The organism is Streptomyces sp. ISL-94 (assembly GCF_018614075.1).
Taxonomy (GTDB): Bacteria; Actinomycetota; Actinomycetes; order Streptomycetales; family Streptomycetaceae; genus Streptomyces.
The window spans coordinates 1-23,945 of the sequence record NZ_JAGGOZ010000035.1 but is presented as its reverse complement, the minus strand read 5'-3'; the positions used below and the strand labels follow the sequence as shown (position 1 = coordinate 23,945).

Below are 23,945 nucleotides of genomic sequence, written 5' to 3'. Positions count from 1 at the left end.
GGACCGGCCCGAACCGGAGAGACGATGAGACTGACGGGAAACCCCCAAACCCTCACCGCTTCCGACCCACTCGACTACCGACCCCGAAGCCCCGCCCCGCGTCTTGGCCCGCCCGACACGGCTTCCGCCCCCGACGCCCCGCCCCGCCCCGCAAGCCGACCTGCCCCCGTGGAATGCGCCGTCCCCGGCCCCCGCCCGGCAACCCGCCGGGCTCAGCTCGGGCGCCGACTGCGGCGGGTGGGCAGCCGCCGGGTCCGGGTGGTGGGGAGAGTGGGGCGAAGGCCCCGCCCCGGCGAACCACCCCCCGCCCGCCCCCGGGTACCCCTCGAACGGATCCCCGGGCTGTCTGGGCGGTTACCCGTAGGTGTGGTGTCGCGTTGCCCCGGCATGACCACGGTTGAGACTTCCACGCCACGGGCGGGGCGCCGTCGGCGGCCGATGCCGCCCGGTTACGAAGAATCGGTTCAGCAGGGGGGACGGCAGCGGTACCCCGACCCGCCCATCTATAGTGCGCTGATCGCCCGCTGGGCCGAGGACGGCCGGACCGTGCCGGGGCGGCGCGACCCGGAGTGGTCCCGGATCGCCTCCTCCCCCATCTGGCCGAACGGGCCGCTCTTCGGGAGCTGAGCCCCCAGAGTGCCGGCAGCCCGGCCGCCGTGCCCCGGAAGCCGCACTCGGCACAGAAGGCCTCGAGGTGCGGCCCGTGGTCCACGTGCAGCTAGCGCGTTCAGCTAGCGCGTTCAGCTAGCGCGTTTCCGGCCCTGCCAGGTGGCGGGCGATGACCATGCGCTGGATCTGGTTGGTGCCCTCGACGATCTGGAGCACCTTGGCCTCCCGCATCAGGCGCTCCACGGGGAAGTCCGCGGTGTAGCCGTAGCCGCCCAGCACCTGGACCGCGTCCGTGGTGACGGCCATGGCCGCGTCGGTGCAGAAGAGCTTGGCCATCGCCGCCTGCCGGGAGAAGGGCTTGCCCGCGTCCCGCAGCCGCGCCGCCGCGAGGTAGAGCGCCCGGCCCGCCTCGATCTTGGTGGCCATGTCGGCCAGCATGAAGCGCAGCCCCTGGAAGTCCGCGATCGGGTGTCCGAACTGCTTGCGGTCGAGGGCGTACGCCAGCGCCTCGTCCAGCGCGGCCTGGGCGACGCCGATGGCGCAGGCGGCGATGCCGAGCCGCCCCGCGTCCAGTGCGGCCAGGGCGATGGTGAAGCCCTGCCCCTCCTCGCCGATGCGGCGCGCGTCCGGCACCCGTACGCCGTCGAAGTGCAGCTGGGCGGTGGGCGAGCCCTTCATGCCCATCTTCTTCTCGGGGACGGCGGCCGTCAGGCCCTGCGCGTCGCCCGGCACGAGGAAGGCGGTGATGCCCTTGGGGCCCTCGACGCCGGTGCGGGCCAGGACGGTGTAGAAGTCGGCGACTCCGCCGTGGGTGATCCAGGCCTTGGTGCCGGTGATGATCCAATCTCCCCCGCTCTCGGCTCCGCTCGAGCGGGAGGTACCCCCGTCGGCGCGCACCGCCTTGGTGGTGAGCGAGGCGGCGTCGGAGCCGGAGGCCGGTTCGGACAGGCAGTAGGCGCCGAGCAGGCCCCCGCCGAGCATGGCGGGCAGGTGGGCGCCCTGCTGCTCCTTGGTGCCGTAGCCGGCGAGGCCGTGGCAGGCCAGGGAGTGCACGCTGACGCCGAGGCCGACGGTCAGGCGGGCCGCGGCCAGCTCCTCCAGGACCTGGAGGTAGACCTCGTACGGCTGCTCGCCGCCGCCGAACTCGCCGGCGTACGGGAGGCCGAGCAGGCCCGCCTCGGAGAGCAGGGTGAAGACCTCTCGGGGGAACCGCCCGGAGTCCTCCTCCTCGGCCGCTCGGGGGCGGATCTCCCGCTGGGCGATCTCTCGTACGAGCGCGAGGAGGTCCCGGGACTCCTCGGTGGGCAGCTGACGGTCCACCGGCTGCGGGGCGCGGTCTGTCATGGCGGCGCTCTCCTCCCTCGTCGGGCACGGCGGCGACGCGTGAGGTGTGGTACGCGCCACCGGGTCTCGGTGCTCTTACAGCCGATGGTGCCCTTCCGGATCGCGAAAGGGCTGTTCAGCGGCTGCGGCGGGTCGAGTATGCACGATCAGGGGCTTCCCGTCACCGGGGCAAGATCGTCTCGTGGGCGGGCGGGCTCCTCGGGGGCGGGCGGAGCGGGGCACTCCGGGACGAACTCCTCGATGACCGTGAGCGTCGCACGCAGCTGGCGGACGAGCAGGGCGCCCAGCTCCGCGCGCTCGGGCTGCCCGGCGGGGTCCGCGGCGAGCCCGCCGATCCACTCCAGGGTGATCCCCTCGACCGCGGAGAGCCAGCCCACCAGGGACAGCCGGGCGACGGGCGGGAGGGTGCGGCGGCCGTACGCGCCCTCGGCGATGGTGGCGACCAGTTCCTCGCGGACGGCGTCGCGGATGGCGAGCACCTCGGAGTCGGAGCCGACGCCGCCGGTGACGATGGTGCGGTAGGCGGCGTGGTGGTGCTCGGCGTAGTGGAGGTAGCCGTCGATGGTGCGCCGGACCCGTTCGGCGTTGGGGAGGTCGGTCTCCCCGCCGGCGCGGGCGACGAGTTCGGCGACGGAGTCCTCGACGATGGCGAGGTAGTAGCCGCGCTTGCTCTTGAAGTAGTAGTAGATCAGTCCCTTGGCGACGCCCGCGTGCTTGGCGATGTCGTCCATGGAGAGGGCGTCGTACGAGGTGTCGGCGAACAACTTGCGCCCGATCGCCATGAGTTCGGCCCTGCGGACCTGCGAACGCCCGGTCGTACCGCGCTGTTGACTATTATTCAAATTCAGCCCTAGCCTCGAACTGCCACACGACGCCTGAAGTATGGCAGCACTTCCCCTGCGCACCGGACGACGTACGGGAGGCACCACCATGAGCAAGGGCACAGGACGGCCCGCCGAGGGGCGGGTCAACTGGAAGAAGACGGCCGCCGTCGCGATGCCCGCGGTCGTCGCGGTCGGGGCGATGGCCATGGTCATGGCGCAGGGGGCGCTCGCCGCCTCCTTCGCCGTCTCGGGGACCAGTTTCCAGGTCTCCTCCTCCAAGCTGACCAGCAAGGGGCTGGCCTCCTACGTGCAGACGGACCGCTCCGTCGACGGCAAGGGGCATCCCGTGGCGCTGCTCGGCATCGGCGAGGCCACGCTCTCCGACATCTGCCAGGCCGCCGAGGTGGGCACTCCGCTCGGCACGGTGGTCTTCAAGCTGACGGCGGGCGGCCCGGCCGGGCAGGTCACGGCCAGCAAGCTGGTGATCGACGGCGAGGACCTCGACGGCGACGCCACCTTCGGCACCGCGCAGATCGGCCGGGACGCCTCGACCCTCGACCAGGTCGGCGGGGTGAAGGGCGAGCCGGGGAAGTTCGGCCTCCAGGCCGGGGACATCGAGGTCGTGGGCGTCAAGTCCCACGCGTGGTCCGCGACGGGCGGCAACTTCAAGCTCAAGGGCATGAAGCTCAACGTCAGCCTGGACGGAAAGAAGTGCTTCTAGGCATCGGGAGGGGGTGGCTCGGCCAGCGGCTCCCGCTTCCGGAGCACCGGCGGCGGCTGCGCGCCTGGCGCCGGACCCGGCCGTTCTGGGGCGGGCTGCTGCTGGTGCTGGGCGGGACCGAGCTGCTGCTCGTCCCGCTCTCCCCGCTGACGGTGCTGGTCAGTCTGGGCCTGGGCGGGATCGCGGCCATCGGGATCGGCGTCGCGCTGATCCTGGCAGGGCTGTTCCTGTGGTTCCTGCCGCAGGCCCGGGCGTACGTCTCCCTGCACGCGCTGCTGCTGTCGGTGCTCTCCTTCGTGGCGACCAACCTGGGCGGGTTCCTGGTGGGGATGCTGCTCGGCATCGCGGGCAGCGCGCTGGCCTTCGGCTGGACCCCGCTGCCCGACGAGGAGGCGGGCGAGGAGGGCCCGTACGAATGGAGGCTGGGCGGCAGCGGTCGGCGGACCCTCGCCGCCGCGCTGCCGGTGGTGCTGCTGGCGGCACTGGCCACGGGCGCCCCCGAGGCGAAGGCCGCGCCCGCCGCGGGGGCGCCGATGGCCGCGCGGACTCCCCCGACCGTCACCACCTCGCTCTTCGCCCCGCAGGGCTTCGCCTTCGCGGGTGTGACGGAGGTGCCGACCGTGGACGGGCCGCTCAAGGTTCTGGTGCTGAAGATGCACGCGGCCTCGCTGCGCGACTACCGGCTGCGCACGCGCGACGGCGCCGACGAGTACGGGCTCGCCGCCACCTCCCTCGACCTGCGGGGCGATGTCACCTTGTACCTCACGAAGTTCAGCGGCTGTATCGAGGGGCTGCTGTGCGTCACCTTCAGCCCGGACGGGCTGCCCGCTCCCCCGGTGATCCCGCCGTTCGTCTTCATGACCCAGGTGTGCGCCGAGCAGGCCCTCGTCACCTCGGATGTGATCGTCACCGACGGACTGCGCCTGGAGGCCTCGTGATCCCGGTGCAGGCGGCGCCGCTGTGGGCCTACGGGATCGGCGCCACCGGACCGGCACGGGCGGGTGGAGCCCGAGGAGGCCGCTGGGGCTGCCGGCGGGGCTACAGCCAGCCGACCTGGGTGACGAACATGGCGACGACCACCACGAGGGTCCAGCCCAGGACGTGCTCCAGCCAGGAGGAGTCATCCTTGGGGCCGCCGGTGCGGACGAGGTGGCGGGCGCGGGTGGTGAGGGCGGCGCTGTTGGCTGTCATGCCGTCCAATGTGCCTCGTTCGCGGCTTTCGCGGCAGAGAGGACGGTCACTGGTGGTGCGCGTCCACGCCGTCGGGCCCCGGCCACACCCTTCGTTTCGGGAGCGGTCGGGGCCCGGCGACCGGTTCGGTGTGGTCGTCAGACGCGGGTTTCCCGGTTGCGGCCGCGGCCGGCCATCGCGGCCATGGCGAGGCCCAGGCACAGGGCGACCACGCCTGTGATCACGTTGCTGACCACCGTACGGGTCGTGTCCATCTCACCGGCGATGACCCACGGCGCGATGATCGTCCATGCACCGAGTGCGACCGCGGTCCAGGCCATCGCATGGGTGCGTTCGTAGGCGGAACCGAGACCCCCCATGCACAGACAGAATGCCAGGCCGGCGATCAGGTTGTTGATGGCCAGCGGGGTGAGAACGCTGAACCCGGCGATCCACGGCGAGGCCGCCAGGTACAGGCCCGTGATCAGGGCCAGCGCTTCAACGGTTTGTGCGGCTGGGGTGCTGGTCACCCGCTCGAACCGCGTCCGCATCTCGGCAAGGTCCGGGTGGTGCTCGATGCTGCTCGGATGAGTCGTCATGGCGGGCTGCCTCCTGTGCGAAGCCTTATATGCCCTTTATGCCCATATTCCGCCCGTTAAGCCATCTGGACCAGCCGAGCTTTCTCAGAGCACGCCGACCGCCGTCAGCGCCGCGATCTGCGCCGCACCCGGGGCGGCCGGGGCGTAGAGGTAGCAGACTCCTCCGGTGCCCGAGACGACCTTGCCGGCCGCATTGTGGCGCTTGGTGCGCAGCCAGATGTTCTCGAACTCGCGCCGCCGGTAGACCCGGCGGACGGAGGCGTTGTCGGGCGCATTGGGGTCGTTGGCGACGACGTCCCCGGCGGCCGTGAAGCCGATGACGGTCATCAGGTGGCCGGTGGTGCCGTAGCCGGCGCCCGTGAGCTCCTCGGGCCGGAAGGACTGCGAGGTGATGGCCGGGATACCGGCCCGGACCAGGAGCTCCAGGTCGGTGAGGGAGGCGAGCCGGGTGACGACTCCCGCGAGCCCGCGGTAGGTGGCGGCGTAGGCGGCGTTGAAGGGCCAGTTGCCGCAGCCCTTGTAGGCGGCGTCGTAGGTGGAGCGGGCGGCGTGGCACACCTGCGGGTCGGAGTACGCCGGGTCGACCCAGGTCAGGGAGGCGGCGCCGGCCCGGCGGCCCCAGAACTCGATGATCATCTGGGAGGAGGTGGGGCTGCACCAGGCCTCGCCCCCGTTGTCGTACTCGGGATAGCGGCCGACGTGGACCTCCTGCGAGTAGCGCGGGACCTTCAGCTCGTGGCCCTGGCCGGAGGGGAGGGAGGCCGGCACGGTGAACCGGTCGGGGACGTCGGAGGCCATGGCGCCGGCCAGCCAGACGGTGGGGCCGCGGTCGGCGCCGGGCTTGCGGTGGAGGGTCAGGCGCAGCTGCCAGTCGGTGAGGCGCAGGCCGGTCCCCGGGACGTCGACGGCCAGGGTGTCGGTCCAGACGGTGGACCGGCCGTCGGTCTGGCCGTCCACGGAGGTGCGGCGGATGTCGCCGTCGCCGGAAGCCCAGCGCCCCATGACGTACCAGGGGGTGGCGGTGCCGTCGGTGTAGGTGCCGCGCAGTTCGATCTGGATCCAGGTGCCGGCGGGGGTCCGGGCGTTCCAGGAGGCGACGGCCTCGGTGGCGGGCACGGTGGAGCGGTGCACCGGGGAGGTCCAGGTGGCGTACTCCCAGACGTTCTTCTTGCCGGTGTGCGGGTCGGCGTACTCGGTGCGGCCGGCCGCCGTACTGATCTCCAGCCCCGGACGGGCGCCGCCGACGGCCGTGGTGCCCTGGTGGGTGCCGGCCAGCCAGTGGTCGTAGGAGAACCAGAAGCGGTTGTCGACGGTCCGGCCGGGACCGCGGGGGGCGGGCGGGGCGGGCGGGGCTGCCGCGGAGGCACTGCCCCCGGAGACGGTGGCGGCGGTCGCCGCGCCGGCGGCCGCGAGTGCGGCGACGAGTACGGCCCTGCGCGGTGTGGATGCGGTCATCGCGGAGTTCCCCCAGGGGTGGGTCGGTGCTTCCGTGGACTCACCCTTCCAGTTCCCGGCGGGCGCGCGCCGAAGCCGGGAGCCCGTGTCGGGGATGACGACCGGTCCAGCCGTAGGAAGTGTCTAGTGCTGTGGCCGGAATGGTTCACCGGGTCGCGACGCTCCCCCNNGTACGAGCCGCGGCCCTCCGCCTTGCGATGCACCGCACCGGACGCCGCGCCCCGGCACACCCGTCCGGCCACAGCACTAGGCTGGCCGCGTGGAGTCACCGTCACACCAGTCACTTGAGTCACTCGCGGAGGAGCTCGCCGCCCTGCCGCCCTCCCTGGGACCCGTGCGCCTGATCGGCATCGACGGGCACGCCGGATCCGGGAAGAGCACCTTCGCCGGGCGGCTCGCGCAGTCGCTGGGGGATGCCCCGGTACTGCACCTGGACGACGTGGCCACCCACGAGGAACTCTTCGGCTGGGAGCGGCGGCTGCGCGCGCAGGTGCTGGAGCCCCTGGCCGCGGGACGGCCCGCGCACTGGACCCCGTACGACTGGGTGGAGCGCCGCTTCGGACCGGCGCGGGTGCTGGAGCCGGCGCCGGTGCTGCTCGTCGAGGGGGTCGGGGCCGGCCGGCGGGCGCTGCGCCCGCATCTGGCGCGGCTGCTGTGGATGGAGACGCCGCGTGCGCAGTCCTGGGGTCGCGGGCGCGACCGGGACGGGCGTGAACTCTCCGCTTTCTGGGACGGATGGGAGCGCGCGGAGCGCGCGCACTTCTCGGATGACCCTTCGCGCCCCTTCGCCGACACCCTGGTGCGCCAGAGCGGTACGGGATACGAGTGGTCTTCCGGGGCGGATGCGACCGCGGGAACACCCGCTTCCGTCACCGAAGGTGACGAACTCCCCCGGGCCTGAGCGGACCGGGAATCCCGCCTCCGGCGGGCCTCCACCGACCCGCTTGACCTGGGGCCCGCAGCGGCCTTACGTTCTGGATGCGCGGCCTTTACCGGCTGCCGCGGACACGAAGCCCCCGATTGTTCCCCCGTGATCGGGGGCTTCGTTCTGCCCGCGGACCCCCGCCGCGCCCCTGTCACAGGAGGCGAATCCGCCCCGCCCCTTCACCCTGCGTCACGGCGTGCGCCCCGGGCGCGCACCCGAACCGGGCCCGTCGCACCCTACGTAAGGTGCGTAACCGCAGGTACGATGCAGCCCTGATTTCAGCGACACCAGTCGGGGGCACCGGGCAACTCGCGCGCTCGAAGCGGGAATTGCCGCGTACCACGGGGGCAGGCTTGTGGGGGACGTGATGGATTTCGGCACGCCGGGCAACGCACACGCCCCGGCCGAGCTCGCCTGGCTCCGCGGAGTCGACGCCTGCACCATGGGCGCCTACCCGCAGGCCGAGGAGGAGTTCCGGGCGGCCGTACGACTCGATCCCGCGATGGCCGACGCCTGGCTGGGCCTGCACGCGCTCCGGGTCGACACCACCAACGCGTTATTGCGCATGTACGCGCACCGGGACCGCTTCGGCGAACAGCGGGCCCGGCACCGGCGGACGCTGAACTCCTGGTACTGGCTGGGCTGGTGGGTGCAGCCGGTGCTGGAGAGCCGGCGGGACCTGCTGCTGGCGCACGCCTCGCACTGGCTGGACGGCCGCCACGTGCCCGAGCTGGACCAGGCGCTGGCCGCGCTGCCGCCGGTGGACGCCGACCCGCAGGTCCGGTTCCTGCACGCCTGCCGGGCCTACCTGGTCAAGGACTGGGAGCAGCTGGTGCGGCATACCGAGCCGCTGGTGGACGATCCGCTGCTGGGGATCGAGGCGGGGCTGTTCGGCGGGATGGCCCGGGTCCGGCTGGAGATGTACGGGCAGGCGGAGCCGCTGCTGTCGGCGGCGCTGATGCGCTGCCGCAGCGAACAGCCGCAGCGCAAGGAGCTGCGGTACTGGCTGGCGCGGGCGCACGAGGGTACGGGGCGCAGTGCGGCGGCGCTGCCGCTGTACCGGGCGGTGCACCGGGTGGACCCCTCGTTCATGGACACGGCGGCCCGGCTGACGGCGATCGAGGACGGGGACGACACCGACGGGATGGCCGACCTGGCGGGCATGGCGGGCTACTCCGGCTATGGAACGTACGGCGGGCACGGCCCGTCCCCGGCCGGCGGGAACTTCGCGGCGGTGGCGCTGGGCGGCGGCCCCGTCCAGGACATCGCGGCGGACGGCCAGGCGGAGCCCGACCCGCTGACCGTGCCGCCCGCTCCCCCGGGCCGGGTGGAGGGCGTACGGCGCAAGGTGTCCGTCCCGCCGCAGGGCGCGCCCGCGGGGCTGCCGCCCGGGCCGGCCGATCCCGAGGCGCTCGCCGAGGCGCTCGCGGAGCTGGAGCGGATGGTGGGCCTGGAACCCGTCAAACGGCAGGTGAAGGCACTGTCCGCGCAGTTGCACATGGCGCGGCTGAGGGCGGGCCAGGGACTGCCCGTGCAGCCGCCGAAACGCCACTTCGTCTTCTCGGGGCCCTCGGGTACGGGGAAGACGACGGTGGCGCGGATCCTGGGGCGGGTCTTCTACGCGCTGGGGCTGCTCGGCGGGGACCATCTGGTGGAGGCCCAGCGGGCGGACTTGGTGGGCGAGTTCCTGGGCCAGACCGCGGTCAAGGCGAACGAGCTGATCGATTCGGCGATCGGCGGGGTGCTGTTCGTGGACGAGGCGTACTCGCTGTCGAACTCGGGCTACAGCAAGGGCGACGCGTACGGGGACGAGGCGCTCCAGGTCCTCCTGAAGCGGGCCGAGGACAACCGGGACCACCTGGTGGTGATCCTGGCCGGGTACCCGGCGGGGATGGACCGGCTGCTGGCGGCCAATCCGGGGCTGTCCTCGCGGTTCACCACCCGGGTGGACTTCCCCAGCTACCGGCCGCTGGAGCTGACCGCGATCGGCGGGGTCCTGGCGGACGCGAACGGCGACCGGTGGGACGAGGAGGCGCTGGAGGAACTGCGGAGCATCAGCGGGCACGTGGTGGAGCAGGGCTGGATCGACGAGCTGGGGAACGGGCGGTTCCTGCGGACGCTGTACGAGAAGAGCTGCGCGTACCGGGATCTGCGGTTGTCGGGGTTCGCGGGGGAGCCGTCGCGGGACGACCTCGCCACGCTGCGGCTGGCGGACCTGATGCAGGCCTACGGGGAAGTCCTGTCGGGCCGCGGCCCCCAGGAACGCCCGGACCCCCCGCCTCTGTAGCCGCTGCGCGGGGCCTTCCCCACCCCGCCCCTTCCCTACACCGGGGCTTGCGACCCCGGCCGCCGCTCCCGGGGCTCCCCCGGACCCGGCGGGGGTTCCGCCCCCGGACCCCCGCCGGCGTTTGAGGCGCGGGCGCGTAGCGACCGTGTGGGGTCCGGGGCGGAGCCCCCGGGAAAGGCGGCGGGGCGCCGGCGCCCCGCCGGGGCTACGCGCCTCGGGCGTACGCGCGGTGGGCCGGGTCGCGGACTTCGCCCACCAGCATTTCCAGGACGTCCTCCAGGGCGACCAGGCCCAGGACCCGACCGGCGGGGTCGGCGACCTGCGCCAAGTGGGTGGCGTCCCGCCGCATGACGCTGAGGGCGTCGTCCAGCGGAAGGGTGGCGGACAGCGTCGTCATCCGGCGCCAGACCCGTTGCGGCACGGCCCGTTCCCGTTCCTCCAGGTCCAGGACGTCCTTGACGTGCAGGTAGCCCATGAAGGCGCCGCTGTCGGCCCGGACCGGGAAACGGGAGTAGCCGGTCCGCACCGTGAGCTGTTCGATCTGGCGCGGGGTGACGGACGGGCCGACCGTCACGATGCGGTCCTGGGCCAGGAGGACGTCGGTGACCGGGCGGCTGCCCAGTTCCAGGGCGTCTTCGAGGCGCTCCTGTTCGACCGGCTCCAGGAGCCCGGCCCGCCGGGAGTCCTGGAGCAGCCGGCCGAGTTGGGCACTGGTGTAGACGGCCTCGACCTCGTCCTTCGGCTCGACGTTGAAGAGCCGCAGGACGACCTTGGCGCAGGCGCCCAGCGCGGTGGTGACCGGACCGCACAGGCGGGCGAAGGCGACCAGGCCGGGGCTGAACCACAGAGCGGTCTTCTCGGGGGCGGCCATGGCGAGGTTCTTGGGGACCATCTCGCCGATGACCAGGTGCAGGAAGACCACCGCGGACAGGGCGACCACGTAGCCCAGGGGGTGGATCAGCCCCTGCGGTACGTGGACGGCGTGGAAGACGGGCTCCAGCAGCCGGGCCACGGTGGGCTCGGCGACCGCGCCGAGGGTGAGCGAGCACATGGTGATGCCGAACTGCGCGGCAGCCATCATGCGGGGCAGGTTCTCCAGGCCGTGGAGCACCTGCCGGGCCCGCTTGGAGCCGGCCGCGAGGGGCTCGATCTGGCTGCGCCGTACGGAGACGAGGGCGAACTCGGCGCCGACGAAGAAGCCGTTGGCGAGGACCAGCAGCAGGGCGAAGAGGAGTTGGAGCGCGTTCATCGGGATGCGCCCTCCAGCTCGGCCGGCTGCGGGGCCGGGTCGCCGGGGCGGCCGGGGCCGAGCCGGGGCGCGATGGCCGCCGGCTGCCCGGCAGCCGCTGCCCGCACGGGTTCCGGAAGCGGCCCGTACACACCGGCTGCGGGGACCGACGTCAGCCGGACCAGCCGCACCCGTTCGGCACGGTTGCGGCCGACCTGGCGGACGGACAGCCTCCAGCCGGGGAGCTCCGCGCGGTCCCCGGGGGCGGGGATCCGGCCGAGGAGGTCGGCGACGAGGCCGGCGACGGTCTCGTACGGCCCTTCGGGCACTTCGAGGCCTATCCGGCGCAGGGTCTGCACCCGGCAGCTGCCGTCGGCCTCCCAGGAGGGGCGGCCGTCCTCGGCGGGTACGGCGGCCAGCTCGGGGCCCTCGTCCTCGGCGAGGTCGTGCTCGTCGCGGACCTCTCCGACGAGCTCCTCGACGATGTCCTCCAGGGTGACCACCCCGGCGGTGCCGCCGTACTCGTCGACGACGACGGCCATCGGCTGTTCGCTGCGCAACCGTTCCAGCAGCGGCTGCACCGGCAGGGAGCCGGGCACCAGCAGCGGGGCGACGCAGATCCGCGCGACGACGGTGCGGCCGCGCTCCGCCTCGGGCACGGCGAGGGCGTCCTTGAGGTGGACCACGCCGGTGATCTCGTCGATGCGGTCGCGGTACACCGGGAAGCGGGACAGGCCGGTGGCGCGGGTCAGGTTGAGCACGTCGGCCGCGGTGGCCGTGTGCATGAGGGCGCTGACCTTCACCCGGGGGGTCATGACGTGCTGGGCCGTGAGCTCGCCGAGCGAGAGGGTCCGTACGAAGAGGTCGGCGGTGTCCTGTTCCAGGGCGCCGGCCTGGGCCGAATGGCGGACCAGGGAGACCAGTTCGCCGGGGGTGCGGGCGGAGGCCATCTCCTCGGTGGGCTCGACACCGAGCGCCCGTACGAGCCGGTTGGCGACGGCGTTGAGGCCGGCGATGACCGGTCGGAAGGCGCGGGAGAACGTGTTCTGGGGGCCGGCGACGAAGCGGGCCACCTGGAGGGGCCGGGAGACCGCCCAGTTCTTCGGGACAAGCTCGCCGACGACCATCTGGACGGCGGAGGCGAGCAGCATGCCGATGACGACGGCGACGCCGGAGGCGGCTCCCTCGGGCAGGCCGGTCGCGGCGAGCGGCCCGGCCAGCAGTGCGGCGAGGGCGGGCTCGGCGAGCATGCCGACCACGAGGGAGGTGATGGTGATGCCGAGCTGGGTCCCGGAGAGCTGGAAGGACAGCTCCCGCAGGGCTTCGACGACCGTGCGGGCACGGCGGTCACCCTCGGCTGCGGCGCGCTCGGCCTCGGCCTTCTCCACGGTGATCAGCCCGAATTCGGCTGCCACGAAGAATCCGTTGGCGAGGATCAGGACGAAAGCCGCCACGAGCAGGAGTAGCGGGATGGTCATGCCGCCGCCTCCGTGGGGAGGGCGGCGCGGGTATTACCGGACGATCCGTCCATTGCTGGAGGGAGTCACTCCTCAAGTCGCAGGTGCCCTGGCTCCCGGGGTTCCGGGGGGCCGGTGGGAGGGCGCACAGCTGCGCCCCGCCACCAGGGTAGTCATTGAGATCGCGGCCGCAACGGTACGCGGCGGCGAGGTCGGCGGGCCCGGTGGGCTCAGTGGTCGTTTTCGCCGGTTCCGCGGGATTCGACGAGGGCGCGCAGGGCGCGGGCGTCGCCGATCGCCCGGGCCCTGGCGACACCGGGCTGGATGCCGAGGACGGGCAGGCTGGTGCCGTCGCTGAGGTCGAGGAAGACCCACGGGTCGCCGGGGCGGAGGTTGACGCGCAGGATCTGCGCCCACTCCAGGCGGCGGGTCGTGGTCAGGTTCACGACGACGACCCCGGCCTCGTCCGCGACCACCTTGGGGCGGCTGAGCAGGACGAGGACGGAGGTCAGCAGCACGGCGGTGAAGACGAAGCTGATCCGCTCCCCCGGGCTGAGGTTCTCCAGCAGGAAGGCGATCGCCGTGATGGTGGCGAACATGGCGAGCCCGACGCTCAGCAGGACGGCCCGGGTGCGGGTCGGCCGGAAGGTGACCGGCAGGGCGGGCGGTACGGGCTGGGCGGCGGACTCGGCCATGGTGGTTCGGAGCCTTCTGGAGTTCTCGTGCGGCGGTCGGCGGTCAGAGACGGCAGGCGTGGATCGAGGTGGTGAGGATCGCGCGCGCGCCGAGCTCGTACAGGTCGTCCATGATCCGCTGGGCTTCCTTGGCCGGGACCATGGCGCGGACCGCGACCCATCCTTCGTTGTGCAGCGGGGAGACGGTCGGCGACTCCAGGCCCGGGGTGAGGGCGACCGCGCGCTCCAGGTGCTCGGCGCGGCAGTCGTAGTCCATCATCACGTAGCTGCGGGCCACCAGGACGCCCTGGAGACGGCGCAGGAACTGCTGGGCCTGCGGGTCGTCGGCGTCGGTGCCGTTGCCGCGGATGACGACGGCCTCGGAGGTGAGGATCGGCTCGCCGATGACCTCCAGGCCGGCGTTGCGCAGGCTGGTGCCGGTCTCGACGACGTCCGCGATGATCTGGGCGACGCCCAGCTGGATCGCGGTCTCCACGGCGCCGTCGAGGTGGACGACGGAGGCGTCGATGCCCAGGTCGGCGAGGTGCTTGGCGACGATGCCCTCGTACGAGGTGGCGATCGTCATGCCGTGGAAGTCCTCGGGGCCCTTCGCGGTGCCGGGCTTGGTGGCGTAGCGGAAGGTGGAGCGGCCGAAGTTCAGCGGCAGGATCTCCTCGGCGGAGGCGCCGGAGTCGAGCAGCAGGTCACGGCCGGTGATGCCGATGTCGAGCTTGCCCGAGGAGACGTAGATCGCGATGTCCTTGGGGCGGAGGTAGAAGAACTCCACCTCGTTCTCGGGGTCGACGACCACGAGCTCCTTGGACTCCTTGCGCTGGCGGTAGCCGGCCTCATGGAGCATCGCCGACGCCGGTCCGGAGAGTGAACCCTTGTTGGGGACGGCGATGCGCAGCATGGGGCTTCCTTTGGTGCGTAGATGCGTAGGTGCGTGATTGCTGAAGGCGGTGTTCGTGCCTGTTGCGCCGGGCTCAGAGGTGCTTGTAGACCTCGTCGAGGGAGATCCCGCGCGCCACCATCATCACCTGGACGTGGTAGAGCAGCTGGGAGATCTCCTCGGCGGCGGCCTCTTTGCCCTCGTACTCGGCGGCCATCCAGACCTCGGCGGCCTCCTCGACGACCTTCTTGCCGATGGCATGGACGCCCTTGCTCACGAGCTCGGCGGTACGGGAGGTGCTGGGGTCGCCGTTGGCGGCCTTGAGCTGGAGCTCCGAGAAGAGCTCTTCGAAGCTCTTGGGGGATTTGTTCGCCATGATGGTCCTCAGAATAAGGGGTCCCCCGCTGCCACTCAGCGCCAGGGTTCGCTGACGGTCCGCAGGGTCATGGCGGTGGAGACTGCGGCGGTGACCGCTTCGTGCCCCTTGTCCTCGTTCGACCCTTCGAGCCCGGCGCGGTCCAGCGCCTGCTCGTCGTTGTCGCAGGTCAGTACACCGAAGCCGACGGGGACTCCGGTGTCGATCGACACCTGCACCAGGCCCTGGGTGACGCCCTGGCACACGTACTCGAAGTGCGGGGTGCCGCCGCGGATGACCACTCCGAGGGCGACGATGGCATCGTAACCGCGACCGGCCAGTACCTTCGCCACGACCGGGAGCTCGAAGCTGCCGGGGACGCGGAGCAGGGTCGGCTCGTCGATGCCCAGCTCGTGCAGGGCCCGCAGGGCTCCGTCCACCAGTCCGTCCATGACCTTCTCGTGCCACTGGGCGGCGATCACGGCGACTCGCAGGTCTCCGCAGTTCTTCACGCTCAGTTCGGGTGCGCCCTTGCCGCTCACAGCTCTGCTCCTCGGGGGTTGGTGTCGTGTGACGTGTGGGGGTGTGTACGCGTGGAGGTGGGTACGCGGTTACTGGTTGCCGCAGGCGGACGTGGTCACGGCCGCGTCCAGCCAGGGCAGGTCGTGGCCCATCCGGTCCCGCTTGGTGCGCAGGTACCGCAGATTGTGCTCGCCCGCCTCTACGGGCATCGGCTCCCGGCCGGAAACCTTGATCCCGTGCCGTACGAGGGCGGCGGCCTTGTCGGGGTTGTTGGTCAGCAGCCGGACGCTGCGCACGCCGAGGTCGGCGAGGATCTGCGCGCCGGCCCCGTAGTCGCGGGCGTCGGCGGGCAGGCCCAGCTCCAGGTTGGCGTCGAGGGTGTCGCGGCCGAGCTCCTGGAGCTCGTAGGCGCGCAGCTTGGACAGCAGTCCGATGCCGCGGCCCTCGTGGCCGCGCAGGTAGACGACGACGCCGCGGCCGGCGTCCCTGATCCGTTCCATGGAGGCGTGCAGCTGGGGGCCGCAGTCGCAGCGCTGGGAGGCGAAGATGTCACCGGTCAGGCACTCGGAGTGCATGCGGACCAGGACGTCCTCGCCGGCGCTGCCGGCGCCGATGTCGCCGTGGACGAGGGCGATGTGCTCGACCCCGTCGACGGTGGAGCGGTAGCCGTACGCCGTGAACTCGCCGAAGGCGGTCGGCAGGCTGACCTCGGCCTCGCGGCGCACGGTGGGCTCGGCGGAGCGGCGGTAGGCGATCAGGTCCTCGATGGAGATGATCGTCAGGCCGTGCTTGCGGGCGAAGGGGATCAGTTCGGGCAGGCGCAGCATGACGCCGTCCTCGCCGGCGATCTCCACGATGGCGCCCGCCGGGCGCAGGCCCGCGAGGCGGGCGAGGTCGACGGCGGCCTCGGTGTGGCCGTTGCGGACCAGGACGCCGCCGGGCTTGGCGCGCAGCGGGAAGATGTGGCCGGGGCGGACGAAGTCGCCGGGCTCGCAGACCCCGCTCGCGAGCAGCTGCAGGGTGGTGGCGCGGTCGGCGGCGGAGATGCCGGTGGTGACGCCGTGGGCCGCGCTCGCGTCGACGGAGACGGTGAAGGCGGTCTGCATCGACTCGGTGTTGTTCTGGACCATCTGGGGCAGTTCGAGCCGGTCCAGCTCGGGGCCCTCCATGGGGGCGCAGATCAGGCCGCGGCACTCGCTCATCATGAAGGCGATGATCTCGGGGGTGGCCTTCTCGGCGGCGATGACGAGGTCGCCCTCGTTCTCGCGGTCCTCGTCGTCCACGACGACGATGGGCCGGCCCGCGGCGATGTCGCGGATGGCCTGCTCGACGGGGTCGAGGCGGAAGGCCTCTTCGGGGACGTCGAGGATGTCGGGCACGGGCTTGAGGGAGGTCATGCCGTTGCTCCTTCGAGGGCCGGGGCGGGGGCGGTGCGCGAGCGGAGCCACCAGTCGCGCATGCCCCACAGGACGAGCGCGCCGTAGATGACGTAGACGAAGCCGGAGAACGCGTAGCCGTTGGCGAAGTTCAGGGGGACGCCGACCAGGTCGACCAGGAGCCAGGCGAACCAGAACTCGACCATGCCGCGCGACTGGGCGTACATGGCGACGACGGTGCCGACGAAGATGTAGGCGTCGGGCCAGGGGTCCCAGGACAGCGCCGGGTAGGCGGTGAACAGCAGCGCTACGGCGACGGTGCCGACGGCGGCGGCGCCCGCCAGGACGCCGCGCTCGCGCCAGGCGGCGAAGCGGACCGCGAGGCCGCCGTCCTGGGCCTGCTGCCGGCCGCGGTGCCACTGGGCCCAGCCCCAGGCGGCGACGAGCATGACGACGACCTGCTTGCCGGCGCTGCCGGACAGCTGGCCGGCGGCGAAGGCCACGAAGAGGATGACGCCCGAGAGGAACTGGGCGGGCCAGGTCCATAGGGAACGCCGCCAGCCGAGGGCGAGCGCGATCAGGCCGATCGTGTTGCCGATCATGTCGGACCACTTGATGTGCTGGCCGAAGGCGGTGAAAGCCTCGGAGTTCAGCCAGTCCAGCGTGCTCACTGCCCCGCCTCCCGGTCCGCGCCGAGCAGGCGCTCCACGTACTTGGCGAGGACGTCGACCTCGAGGTTGACCGGGTCGCCGGGCTGCTTGGTGCCGAGCGTGGTCAGCGCGAGGGTGGTGGGGATGAGGCTGATGGTGAACCAGTCGGCGGCGGCCTCGACGACGGTGAGGCTGACGCCGTCGACCGTGATGGAGCCCTTCTCGACGACGTAGCGAGAGAGGTTCGCCGGGAGGGCGACCTTGACGAGCTCCCAGTGCTCGGAGGGGGTCCGGGAGAGGATCTCGCCGGTGCCGTCCACGTGCCCTTGGACCAGGTGGCCGCCGAGCCGTCCGCCGAGGGCCATGGGGCGCTCCAGGTTGACCCGGGAGCCCTTGGCCAGGGCGCCGAGGCTGGAGCGGTTCAGGGTCTCCTGCATGACGTCGGCGGTGAACTCGCCGTCGGCGGTCTCCACGACGGTCAGGCAGACGCCGTTGACGGCGATGGAGTCGCCGTGCTTGGCGCCCTCGGTGACGACGGGGCCGCGCAGGCGGAAGCGGGAGGCCTCTTCCAGCTGCTCGACGGCGGTGACCTCGCCCAGTTCTTCGACGATTCCGGTGAACACTTCAGTGCTCCTTGAGGGCTGTGGGGACGGACGGGGCCGTGGGGACGGCGGTGATGCGGATGTCGGTGCCGATGCGGACGGTCTCGGTGATGTCGAGCCGGAGCGCGTCGGTGAGGGTGCCGATGCCGGCGTCGGCGAGGGCGGCGGGGCCCGCGCCGAGGAGGACCGGGGCGAGGTAGCCGACGACCTTGTCGACGGCGCCCGCGGCGACGAAGGCGCCGGCCAGGGTGGGGCCGCCTTCGAGGAGGACGGAGCGGACCCCGCGCCGGTGCAGCTCGGCGAGGAGGGCGTCCACGGAGATCCCGTACTTGTCGTGCGGGAGCCGGGCCAGCTCCACCCCGGCGAGGTGGCGGGTGTCGGCGTCCTCGGCGACGGCGATCAGGGTGGGCGCGGCCTCGTCCAGGACGCGGGCGGTGGGCCGGATGGTGGCGTGGGTGTCCAGGACGACGCGCAGCGGCTGGTCGGCGCCTTCGATGCCGCGGACGGCGAGGTGCGGGTCGTCGGCGCGCAGGGTGCCGGAGCCGACGACGACGGCGTCGGCCTCGGCGCGCAGCCGGTGGACGTCGGCGCGGGACTCCGGGGAGCTGATCCAGCGGCTGGTGCCGTCGGCGGCGGCGATCCTGCCGTCGAGGGTGGCGGCGTACTTCCACAGGATGTAGGGGCGGCCCAGGCGTACGGAGGTCAGCCAGGCGGCGTTCCCGGCCTCGGCCTCGTCCGCCAGCAGCCCGGCCGTGGTGTCGATCCCGGCGGCGCGCAGGGTGGCGCCACCACCGCTGGCCTGCGGGTTCGGGTCGGAGACGGCGTAGACCACGCGGGCGATGCCGGCCTCGATGAGGGCCTGGGCGCAGGGTCCGGTACGGCCGGTGTGGTTGCAGGGTTCGAGGGTGACGTAGGCGGTGCCGCCGCGGGCGGCCGCTCCTGCCGCGCGCAGGGCGTGGACCTCGGCGTGCGGGCCGCCGGCCCGCTCGTGCCAGCCCTCGCCGACGATCGTGCCCGCGGCGTCGGTGATGACGCAGCCGACGACCGGGTTGGGGCTGGTGGAGCCGAGTCCGCGGGCGGCGAGCTCGATGGCTCGGCGCATCGCGCGGGTACCCGCGTCGGGTGCTGCGTGCGCGGCGTGTGTCGCCACCGGGTCCTCCTGCCTCATCGGGCACGGACTCCGGGGCCTGTCGGGATACGACAGATGAAGCGGTACAGCTCACACGGGGGCGCCGAGGCCGGAAAACGGTCCGATCAGACATATCCGTGGGGATATGCCGATGAACCGCCGACGGCGGCGTACCGGTGACTGGCCCGCCGCGCACTGCCTCCCATCCGGACTTTAACCGTCGGTCCAGGAATCTCACCTGGTCAACCGGCCGCTGGCTGCGGACGGGTCGCGGACTATAACCGCCGGTTCGGAATTACACCGACCCCGGAGTGCGCTGCTACTGGTACTGAAGCCAGTCTGCCACGGGTGATCGGCGGCCATGCGGGTGACGGGGTGTGGCCTGGCTCACAGGGGGGCCTTTTCGGGGACTCTGCCAAGTGGGGCGAGGGTTGGTCCAGACCTATTGACGGGGTGGTCTAGTCCTCTTAACGTTCCCTTCATCTTCTCCCGGGAACAGCCCGTCAGATGTGCGCACGTCACGGGCCAACAAGCGCCACCCTTCTGCATGTTGTGTCCTGAGGTGTCCTGCCATCCTCCCCTCCCCAGGAGGCACAATGCTGTCCCCCACACGTACGAGAGCGATGCTCCTGGCATCTGGCGCCGCGATCGCAGGACTGCTGGTGGGCGGGCTCTCGGCGGGCGTCTCCCATGCCGCCGACAACGAGTCGTGCCGCCCCGACGGGCTGTACAAAACGGCCGGCGTGGACGTCCCGTACTGCTCGGTCTACGACTCCGAAGGCCGCGAGAAGATGGGCGCCGACCACCAGCGCCGCGTCATCGGATACTTCACCGGCTGGCGCGACGGCAGCAACGGCGAGCCCGCCTACCTCGCGAACAACATCCCGTGGTCCAAGGTCACCCACCTGAACTACGCCTTCGCCCACGTGGGCGCCGACAACAAGATCTCCGTCGGCGCGGACAACGCGAACAACGCCGCCACCGGAAAGACCTGGCCGGGCGTCGCGGGCGCCGAGATGGACCCGGCCCTCCCCTACAAGGGCCACTTCAACCAGCTGACCAAGTTCAAGAAGCAGTACCCCAACGTCAAGACGCTGATCTCGGTCGGCGGCTGGGCCGAGACGGGCGGCTACTTCGGCGACGACGGCAACCGCGTCGCCTCCGGCGGCTTCTACTCGATGGCCACCAACGCCGACGGCTCCGTCAACCAGGCCGGCATCGACACCTTCGCCAACTCCTCGGTCGAGTTCGTCCGCAAGTACGGCTTCAACGGCGTCGACATCGACTACGAGTACCCGACCACCATGAAGGACGCGGGCAACCCGCTGGACTGGCAGCTGTCCAACGGGCGGCGCGCCGGCCTGGTCCAGGGGTACGCGGCCCTGATGAAGTCGCTGCGCGAGAAGCTCGACCGCGCGGGCGCCGCCGACGGCAAGCACTACCTGCTCTCCGTCGCCGCCCCCTCCTCCGGCTACCTGCTGCGCGGCATGGAGACGTTCCAGATGCAGAAGTACCTGGACTACGTCAACATCATGTCCTACGACCTGCACGGCGCCTGGAACGAGTACGTCGGCCCCAACGCCTCGCTGTTCGACGACGGCAAGGACGGCGAACTGGCCGCCGCGGGCGTCTACTCCACCTCCCAGTACGGCGGCATCGGCTACCTCAACACCGACTGGGCGTACCACTACTTCCGCGGCTCGATGCCGGGAGGCCGCATCAACATCGGCCTGCCCTACTACACCCGCGGCTTCAAGAACGTGCAGGGCGGCACCGACGGCCTGTGGGGCAAGGCCCCCGCGACCACCTGCCCGGCCGGCGCGGGCCTGACCAAGTGCGGGGACGGCGCGGTCGGCATCGACAACCTGTGGCACGACAAGGACACCAACGGAGCCGAGTCCCCGGCGGGCTCCAACCCGATGTGGCACGCCAAGAACCTGGAGAAGGGGGTCGTCGGCGACTACGTCACGAAGTACGGCTTCCCGGCGAACACCGCGCTGACCGGCACCTACGCCCGCAAGTACGACTCCACCCTGGTGGCGCCGTGGCTGTGGAACGCCCAGAAGAAGGTCTTCCTCTCGACGGAGGACGAGCAGTCCGTGGGCGCCAAGGCCGACTACGTGGTGAACAAGGGCATCGGCGGCACGATGGTCTGGGAGCTCGCGGGCGACTACGCGTACAACGCGGCCAAGGGCCAGTACGAGATGGGCGACACGCTCACCTCGCTGATGTACGACAAGTTCAAGGCGGCCGCCCCGTACGGCGCGAAGAAGGCGGCCGCAGCGCTGCCCGCGCAGGCCGTGGACATCAAGACGGAGTTCACCGAGTTCAAGCTGGGCGACTCCAACTACCCGCTCACCCCGAAGCTCAAGATCACCAACAACACGAAGGCGACGCTGCCCGGCGGCACCGAGTTCCAGTTCGACTACGGGACCTCGGCCCCGGCCAACGCCTCCGACCAGTCCGGCTTCGGCACGAAGGTCATCAGCAGCGGCCACACCGGCAACAACGTCGGCGGCTTCAAGGGCGACTTCCAGCGGGTCTCCCTGAAGCTGCCGGCCTGGCAGACACTGGCCCCGGGCGCCTCGGTCGACCTGGCGTTCAACTACTACCTGCCGGTCTCGACGCCCTCCAACTGGACGGTGAACATCTCCGGCACCACCTACGCCCTCGCCGGGGACCTGGCACGCGGCACCACGGTGACGGAGCCGGGCGGCACCCAGCCCCCGACCACCCCGCCGACCACTCCCCCGACCACGCCGCCCACCACCCCGCCCACCACCCCGCCCCCGACGGGCGGGACCTGCACCAGCCCGGCGTACGTGGCGGGCACGATCTACAACAGCGGCAGCGTCGTCTCTCACAAGGGCCACAACTGGAAGGCCCAGTGGTGGACGCAGAACGAGGAGCCCGGCACCACGGGCGAGTGGGGCGTCTGGAAGGACCAGGGCGCCTGCTGACACGCGGTGGGTGAAACCCTGACTGACGTGAGGACCCGGTGGCCCGGCGGCCACCGGGTCCTCGCACGTGCGCCCGTACCCACGTCCTACGTCCCACGTCCCACGTCCCACGTCCCTCTACGTCCTACGTCCTACGTCCTACGTCCTACGTCCTACGTCCCTACGTCCCTACGTCCCTACGTCCCTACGCATGCCCGTACGTGTGCCCGTACGGGCTCCTCGTAGGCTGCTCCGGTGAGCACCCATGTCACCGCAGCCGTCGCGGACTTCGAGGAACACCGGCCCCGGATGTTCGGCATCGCCTACCGGATGCTCGGCTCCGCCGCCGAGGCCGAGGACACCGTCCAGGAGGCCTACCTGCGCTGGAGCGCCGCCGACCGGAGCGACATCGAGCACCCCGGGGCCTGGCTCGCCAAGGTCGTCACCCGCCTGTGCCTCAACAGCCTCACCTCGGCCCGGGCCCGGCGCGAGGAGTACGTCGGCCCCTGGCTCCCCGAACCGGTCCTCACCGGGGACGGGGCCCTGGGCCCGCTGGAATCGGCGGAGCAGCGGGAGGGCGTGTCCATGGCCCTGCTGGTGCTGCTGGAGCAGCTCACGCCGGCGGAACGGGCGGTGTACGTGCTGCGCGAGGCCTTCGCGTACGGCCATCGGGAGATCTCCGAGCTGCTGGACCTCTCCGAGGCCAACTGCCGCCAGCTCCACCGCCGGGCGGCGGCCCGGGTGGCGGCGGGCGCGCCGAAGCCGCGCTTCGCACCGGACCCCGCGCAGTGGCACGGCCTGGTGGAGTCCTTCCTGACCGCGGCGCGCAGTGGCGACCTGGCCCGGCTGGAGAGCCTGCTGAGCGCCGATGTGCGGTACGTGTCGGACGGCGGCGGGGTGGTCAACGCGGCCAGGCGGCCGATCCTGGGCCGCAACAACGTGGCCCGTTTCGCCATCGGGGCGCTGGAGAAGTACGTGGCGGGCGTGCCGCTCACCGTCGCGGAGGTCAACGGATCACCCGCGCTGCTCTTCGGCGACCTGGGGGTCCTTGTGGTCGAATTCGAGAACGGACTGGTCAGCGGCCTGCGTGCCGTGGTCAATCCGGAGAAGCTGGAATTCCTTCGGCGGCAGCTGTCACATTCCTGAGGGCTGTCCGGTCTCCGCTGGTGAACGCACCCGACCGGGAAGGACGGACACCATGAGCACCACCCTTGTCACCGGAGGCACCGGAAACCTCGGCTCGCTCGTCAGCGAGCGGCTGAGGGCGGCGGGCCACGAGGTCCGCGTCCTGAGCCGGCGCGCCCCGGACTACCCCGTCGACCTGCGGGACGGCAGCGGGCTGGACGCGGCGCTGGCGGGCGCGGAGGTGGTCGTGCACTGTGCGAGCACCCCGCGCGGGGGCGACGAGGCGGCCGCGCAGCACCTGATCGACGCGGCCCGCCGGGCGGGGACCGTCCGGAACATCGTCTACATCTCGATCGTCGGGGTGGACGAGGTCCCCCTCGGCTACTACGAGACGAAGCTGAGGGTGGAGCGGATGCTGGAGGAGTCCGGGCTGGGCGTGACGATCCTGCGCACGACGCAGTTCCACGACCTGGTCGCGCAGGTGGTCGACATGGCGGCGAAGCTGCCGGTCGTCCCGCTGCCGAAGGGCGTCCGGGTCCAGCCGATCGCCGTCGAGGAGGTCGCGGACCGCCTGGCGGAGCTGGCGGTCCCCACCCCGTCGGGCCGCGTCCCGGACATGGGCGGCCCGGAGATCCGCACCCTGCCGGACCTGGCCCGCACCTACCTGAACGCAACGGGCCGCCACCGCCGGCTCCTCCCCGTCCCCCTGGCAGGCAAGGCCTACGCAGGCTTCCGCCGAGGCGGCAACCTGACCCCGTCCCACGCGGCGGGCCGAGGCACGTTCGGCGAGTACGCGGCGGGGCGGGGGCGGGGACGGTAGAGGGGGCCGGCTGGGGCGGGGACGGCCGCATCGCCCTGGGCGGGGACGGCCAGCAGGTCGGGGGCTCCGGGGTTCGGAAGACGCCCGGGCGGGACCAAGGCCCTGAAGCGGCGGGTGGCGGTGGCGGGACCCAAGCGGGTCGGAATCAGTGAGGGTTTGGGGGTTTCCCGTCAGTCTCATCGTCTCTCCGGTTCGGGCCGGTCCCTCAAGGGCGCTCCCTTCGGTCGCGTCGCTTCGCGATG

22 protein-coding genes and 1 riboswitch are annotated in these 23,945 nt (G+C 72.0%); of the genes, 7 read left to right on the top strand and 15 right to left on the bottom strand.

The window, feature by feature from the left end; translation table 11 throughout:
• Positions 1–744 precede the first annotated feature (744 nt).
• Both J7E94_RS13805 and J7E94_RS13800 read right to left on the bottom strand, forming a co-directional pair.
• A complete protein-coding gene (locus tag J7E94_RS13805; protein WP_215015384.1) occupies positions 745–1,953 on the bottom strand; it encodes an acyl-CoA dehydrogenase family protein in 1,209 nt (402 codons plus the stop codon).
• A 146-nt stretch (positions 1,954–2,099) separates the two neighbouring features.
• Entirely contained in the window at positions 2,100–2,795 is a 696-nt protein-coding gene (locus J7E94_RS13800) for a TetR/AcrR family transcriptional regulator (protein ID WP_251056629.1), read from the bottom strand.
• Positions 2,796–2,883: 88 nt separating this feature from the next.
• On the opposite strand from J7E94_RS13800, the gene J7E94_RS13795 reads away from it, so the two are divergent.
• Complete coding sequence (locus J7E94_RS13795) at positions 2,884–3,498, top strand: DUF6230 family protein (protein WP_215015383.1); 615 nt, start codon at positions 2,884–2,886, stop codon at positions 3,496–3,498.
• Positions 3,489–4,436 (top strand): DUF6114 domain-containing protein, encoded by a 948-nt coding sequence (locus tag J7E94_RS13790; protein ID WP_308345005.1) that lies wholly within the window; start codon positions 3,489–3,491, stop codon positions 4,434–4,436. Before J7E94_RS13795 ends, J7E94_RS13790 begins: the two co-directional genes overlap by 10 nt.
• Positions 4,437–4,536: 100 nt before the next feature.
• Here J7E94_RS13790 and J7E94_RS13785 read toward each other — a convergent pair whose 3' ends face one another.
• The 3 genes from J7E94_RS13785 to J7E94_RS13775 form a co-directional block, all read right to left on the bottom strand.
• Positions 4,537–4,689, bottom strand: coding sequence for an SCO1431 family membrane protein (locus J7E94_RS13785; protein ID WP_215015382.1), 153 nt, complete (start codon positions 4,687–4,689; stop codon positions 4,537–4,539).
• Positions 4,690–4,826: 137 nt separating this feature from the next.
• A complete protein-coding gene (locus tag J7E94_RS13780) occupies positions 4,827–5,267 on the bottom strand; it encodes an SPW repeat protein (RefSeq protein WP_215015381.1) in 441 nt (146 codons plus the stop codon).
• An 84-nt stretch (positions 5,268–5,351) separates the two neighbouring features.
• Positions 5,352–6,722 (bottom strand): peptidase C39 family protein, encoded by a 1,371-nt coding sequence (locus tag J7E94_RS13775; RefSeq protein WP_215015380.1) that lies wholly within the window; start codon positions 6,720–6,722, stop codon positions 5,352–5,354.
• Positions 6,723–6,981: 259 nt separating this feature from the next.
• Here J7E94_RS13775 and J7E94_RS13770 point away from each other — a divergent pair, with 259 nt between their 5' ends.
• Positions 6,982–7,623, top strand: a complete 642-nt coding sequence (locus tag J7E94_RS13770; protein WP_215015378.1) for a uridine kinase — start codon at positions 6,982–6,984, stop codon at positions 7,621–7,623.
• A 391-nt stretch (positions 7,624–8,014) separates the two neighbouring features.
• Positions 8,015–9,934, top strand: coding sequence for an AAA family ATPase (locus J7E94_RS13765; protein WP_215015376.1), 1,920 nt, complete (start codon positions 8,015–8,017; stop codon positions 9,932–9,934).
• A 205-nt stretch (positions 9,935–10,139) separates the two neighbouring features.
• On the opposite strand, the gene J7E94_RS13760 is transcribed toward J7E94_RS13765, so the two are convergent.
• From J7E94_RS13760 to ribD, 10 genes are all read right to left on the bottom strand, one after another.
• Positions 10,140–11,183, bottom strand: a complete 1,044-nt coding sequence (locus tag J7E94_RS13760) for a hemolysin family protein (RefSeq protein WP_215015374.1) — start codon at positions 11,181–11,183, stop codon at positions 10,140–10,142.
• On the bottom strand, positions 11,180–12,640 hold the full coding sequence (locus J7E94_RS13755) for a hemolysin family protein (protein WP_251056628.1): 1,461 nt from the start codon (positions 12,638–12,640) through the stop codon (positions 11,180–11,182). Before J7E94_RS13755 ends, J7E94_RS13760 begins: the two co-directional genes overlap by 4 nt.
• A gap of 209 nt (positions 12,641–12,849) precedes the next feature.
• The gene (locus tag J7E94_RS13750; protein ID WP_215015372.1) at positions 12,850–13,314 is read right to left on the bottom strand and encodes a PH domain-containing protein; all 465 of its coding nucleotides are present in this window, start codon (positions 13,312–13,314) and stop codon (positions 12,850–12,852) included.
• A gap of 43 nt (positions 13,315–13,357) precedes the next feature.
• The gene (gene hisG, locus J7E94_RS13745) at positions 13,358–14,206 is read right to left on the bottom strand and encodes an ATP phosphoribosyltransferase (RefSeq protein ID WP_215015370.1); all 849 of its coding nucleotides are present in this window, start codon (positions 14,204–14,206) and stop codon (positions 13,358–13,360) included.
• A 73-nt stretch (positions 14,207–14,279) separates the two neighbouring features.
• Positions 14,280–14,561, bottom strand: coding sequence for a phosphoribosyl-ATP diphosphatase (locus J7E94_RS13740; RefSeq protein ID WP_215015369.1), 282 nt, complete (start codon positions 14,559–14,561; stop codon positions 14,280–14,282).
• A 35-nt stretch (positions 14,562–14,596) separates the two neighbouring features.
• Positions 14,597–15,082 carry a 6,7-dimethyl-8-ribityllumazine synthase gene (ribH, locus tag J7E94_RS13735; RefSeq protein WP_215015368.1) on the bottom strand — a complete coding sequence of 162 codons (486 nt, stop codon included), beginning with the start codon at positions 15,080–15,082 and terminating at the stop codon, positions 14,597–14,599.
• Positions 15,083–15,151: 69 nt separating this feature from the next.
• Positions 15,152–16,459, bottom strand: a complete 1,308-nt coding sequence (locus J7E94_RS13730; RefSeq protein WP_215015367.1) for a bifunctional 3,4-dihydroxy-2-butanone-4-phosphate synthase/GTP cyclohydrolase II — start codon at positions 16,457–16,459, stop codon at positions 15,152–15,154.
• On the bottom strand, positions 16,456–17,100 hold the full coding sequence (locus tag J7E94_RS13725; RefSeq protein ID WP_215015386.1) for a nicotinamide mononucleotide transporter family protein: 645 nt from the start codon (positions 17,098–17,100) through the stop codon (positions 16,456–16,458). The genes J7E94_RS13730 and J7E94_RS13725 overlap by 4 nt, the downstream gene beginning before the upstream one ends.
• 5 nt (positions 17,101–17,105) lie before the next feature.
• On the bottom strand, positions 17,106–17,711 hold the full coding sequence (locus tag J7E94_RS13720; RefSeq protein WP_215015366.1) for a riboflavin synthase: 606 nt from the start codon (positions 17,709–17,711) through the stop codon (positions 17,106–17,108).
• Position 17,712: 1 nt separating this feature from the next.
• Entirely contained in the window at positions 17,713–18,858 is a 1,146-nt protein-coding gene (ribD, locus tag J7E94_RS13715) for a bifunctional diaminohydroxyphosphoribosylaminopyrimidine deaminase/5-amino-6-(5-phosphoribosylamino)uracil reductase RibD (protein ID WP_215015365.1), read from the bottom strand.
• Positions 18,859–19,007: 149 nt separating this feature from the next.
• A riboswitch (FMN riboswitch) is annotated at positions 19,008–19,138 on the bottom strand.
• 277 nt (positions 19,139–19,415) lie between these two features.
• On the opposite strand from ribD, the gene J7E94_RS13710 reads away from it, so the two are divergent.
• The 3 genes from J7E94_RS13710 (at position 19,416) to J7E94_RS13700 (ending at position 23,703) form a co-directional block, all read left to right on the top strand.
• Complete coding sequence (locus J7E94_RS13710) at positions 19,416–21,779, top strand: chitinase C-terminal domain-containing protein (RefSeq protein WP_215015364.1); 2,364 nt, start codon at positions 19,416–19,418, stop codon at positions 21,777–21,779.
• 234 nt (positions 21,780–22,013) lie between these two features.
• Positions 22,014–22,904 carry an RNA polymerase sigma-70 factor gene (locus J7E94_RS13705; protein ID WP_308345002.1) on the top strand — a complete coding sequence of 297 codons (891 nt, stop codon included), beginning with the start codon at positions 22,014–22,016 and terminating at the stop codon, positions 22,902–22,904.
• Between the two features lie 52 nt (positions 22,905–22,956).
• Complete coding sequence (locus J7E94_RS13700) at positions 22,957–23,703, top strand: SDR family oxidoreductase (RefSeq protein ID WP_215015361.1); 747 nt, start codon at positions 22,957–22,959, stop codon at positions 23,701–23,703.
• Positions 23,704–23,945 lie beyond the last annotated feature (242 nt).

Excerpts from the sequence above, each read along its gene's own strand:
- J7E94_RS13740 (WP_215015369.1), bottom strand. The coding sequence starts at position 14,561 with ATGGCGAACAAATCCCCCAAGAGCTTCGAAGAGCTCTTCTCGGAGCTC.
- J7E94_RS13780 (WP_215015381.1), bottom strand. The coding sequence starts at position 5,267 with ATGACGACTCATCCGAGCAGCATCGAGCACCACCCGGACCTTGCCGAG.
- J7E94_RS13785 (WP_215015382.1), bottom strand. The coding sequence starts at position 4,689 with ATGACAGCCAACAGCGCCGCCCTCACCACCCGCGCCCGCCACCTCGTC.
- hisG (WP_215015370.1), bottom strand. The coding sequence starts at position 14,206 with ATGCTGCGCATCGCCGTCCCCAACAAGGGTTCACTCTCCGGACCGGCG.
- J7E94_RS13760 (WP_215015374.1), bottom strand. The coding sequence starts at position 11,183 with ATGAACGCGCTCCAACTCCTCTTCGCCCTGCTGCTGGTCCTCGCCAAC.
- J7E94_RS13710 (WP_215015364.1), top strand. The coding sequence starts at position 19,416 with ATGCTGTCCCCCACACGTACGAGAGCGATGCTCCTGGCATCTGGCGCC.
- ribD (WP_215015365.1), bottom strand. The coding sequence starts at position 18,858 with ATGAGGCAGGAGGACCCGGTGGCGACACACGCCGCGCACGCAGCACCC.
- J7E94_RS13700 (WP_215015361.1), top strand. The coding sequence starts at position 22,957 with ATGAGCACCACCCTTGTCACCGGAGGCACCGGAAACCTCGGCTCGCTC.
- J7E94_RS13805 (WP_215015384.1), bottom strand. The coding sequence starts at position 1,953 with ATGACAGACCGCGCCCCGCAGCCGGTGGACCGTCAGCTGCCCACCGAG.
- J7E94_RS13755 (WP_251056628.1), bottom strand. The coding sequence starts at position 12,640 with ATGACCATCCCGCTACTCCTGCTCGTGGCGGCTTTCGTCCTGATCCTC.
- J7E94_RS13730 (WP_215015367.1), bottom strand. The coding sequence starts at position 16,459 with ATGACCTCCCTCAAGCCCGTGCCCGACATCCTCGACGTCCCCGAAGAG.
- J7E94_RS13765 (WP_215015376.1), top strand. The coding sequence starts at position 8,015 with ATGGATTTCGGCACGCCGGGCAACGCACACGCCCCGGCCGAGCTCGCC.
- J7E94_RS13775 (WP_215015380.1), bottom strand. The coding sequence starts at position 6,722 with ATGACCGCATCCACACCGCGCAGGGCCGTACTCGTCGCCGCACTCGCG.
- J7E94_RS13750 (WP_215015372.1), bottom strand. The coding sequence starts at position 13,314 with ATGGCCGAGTCCGCCGCCCAGCCCGTACCGCCCGCCCTGCCGGTCACC.
- J7E94_RS13795 (WP_215015383.1), top strand. The coding sequence starts at position 2,884 with ATGAGCAAGGGCACAGGACGGCCCGCCGAGGGGCGGGTCAACTGGAAG.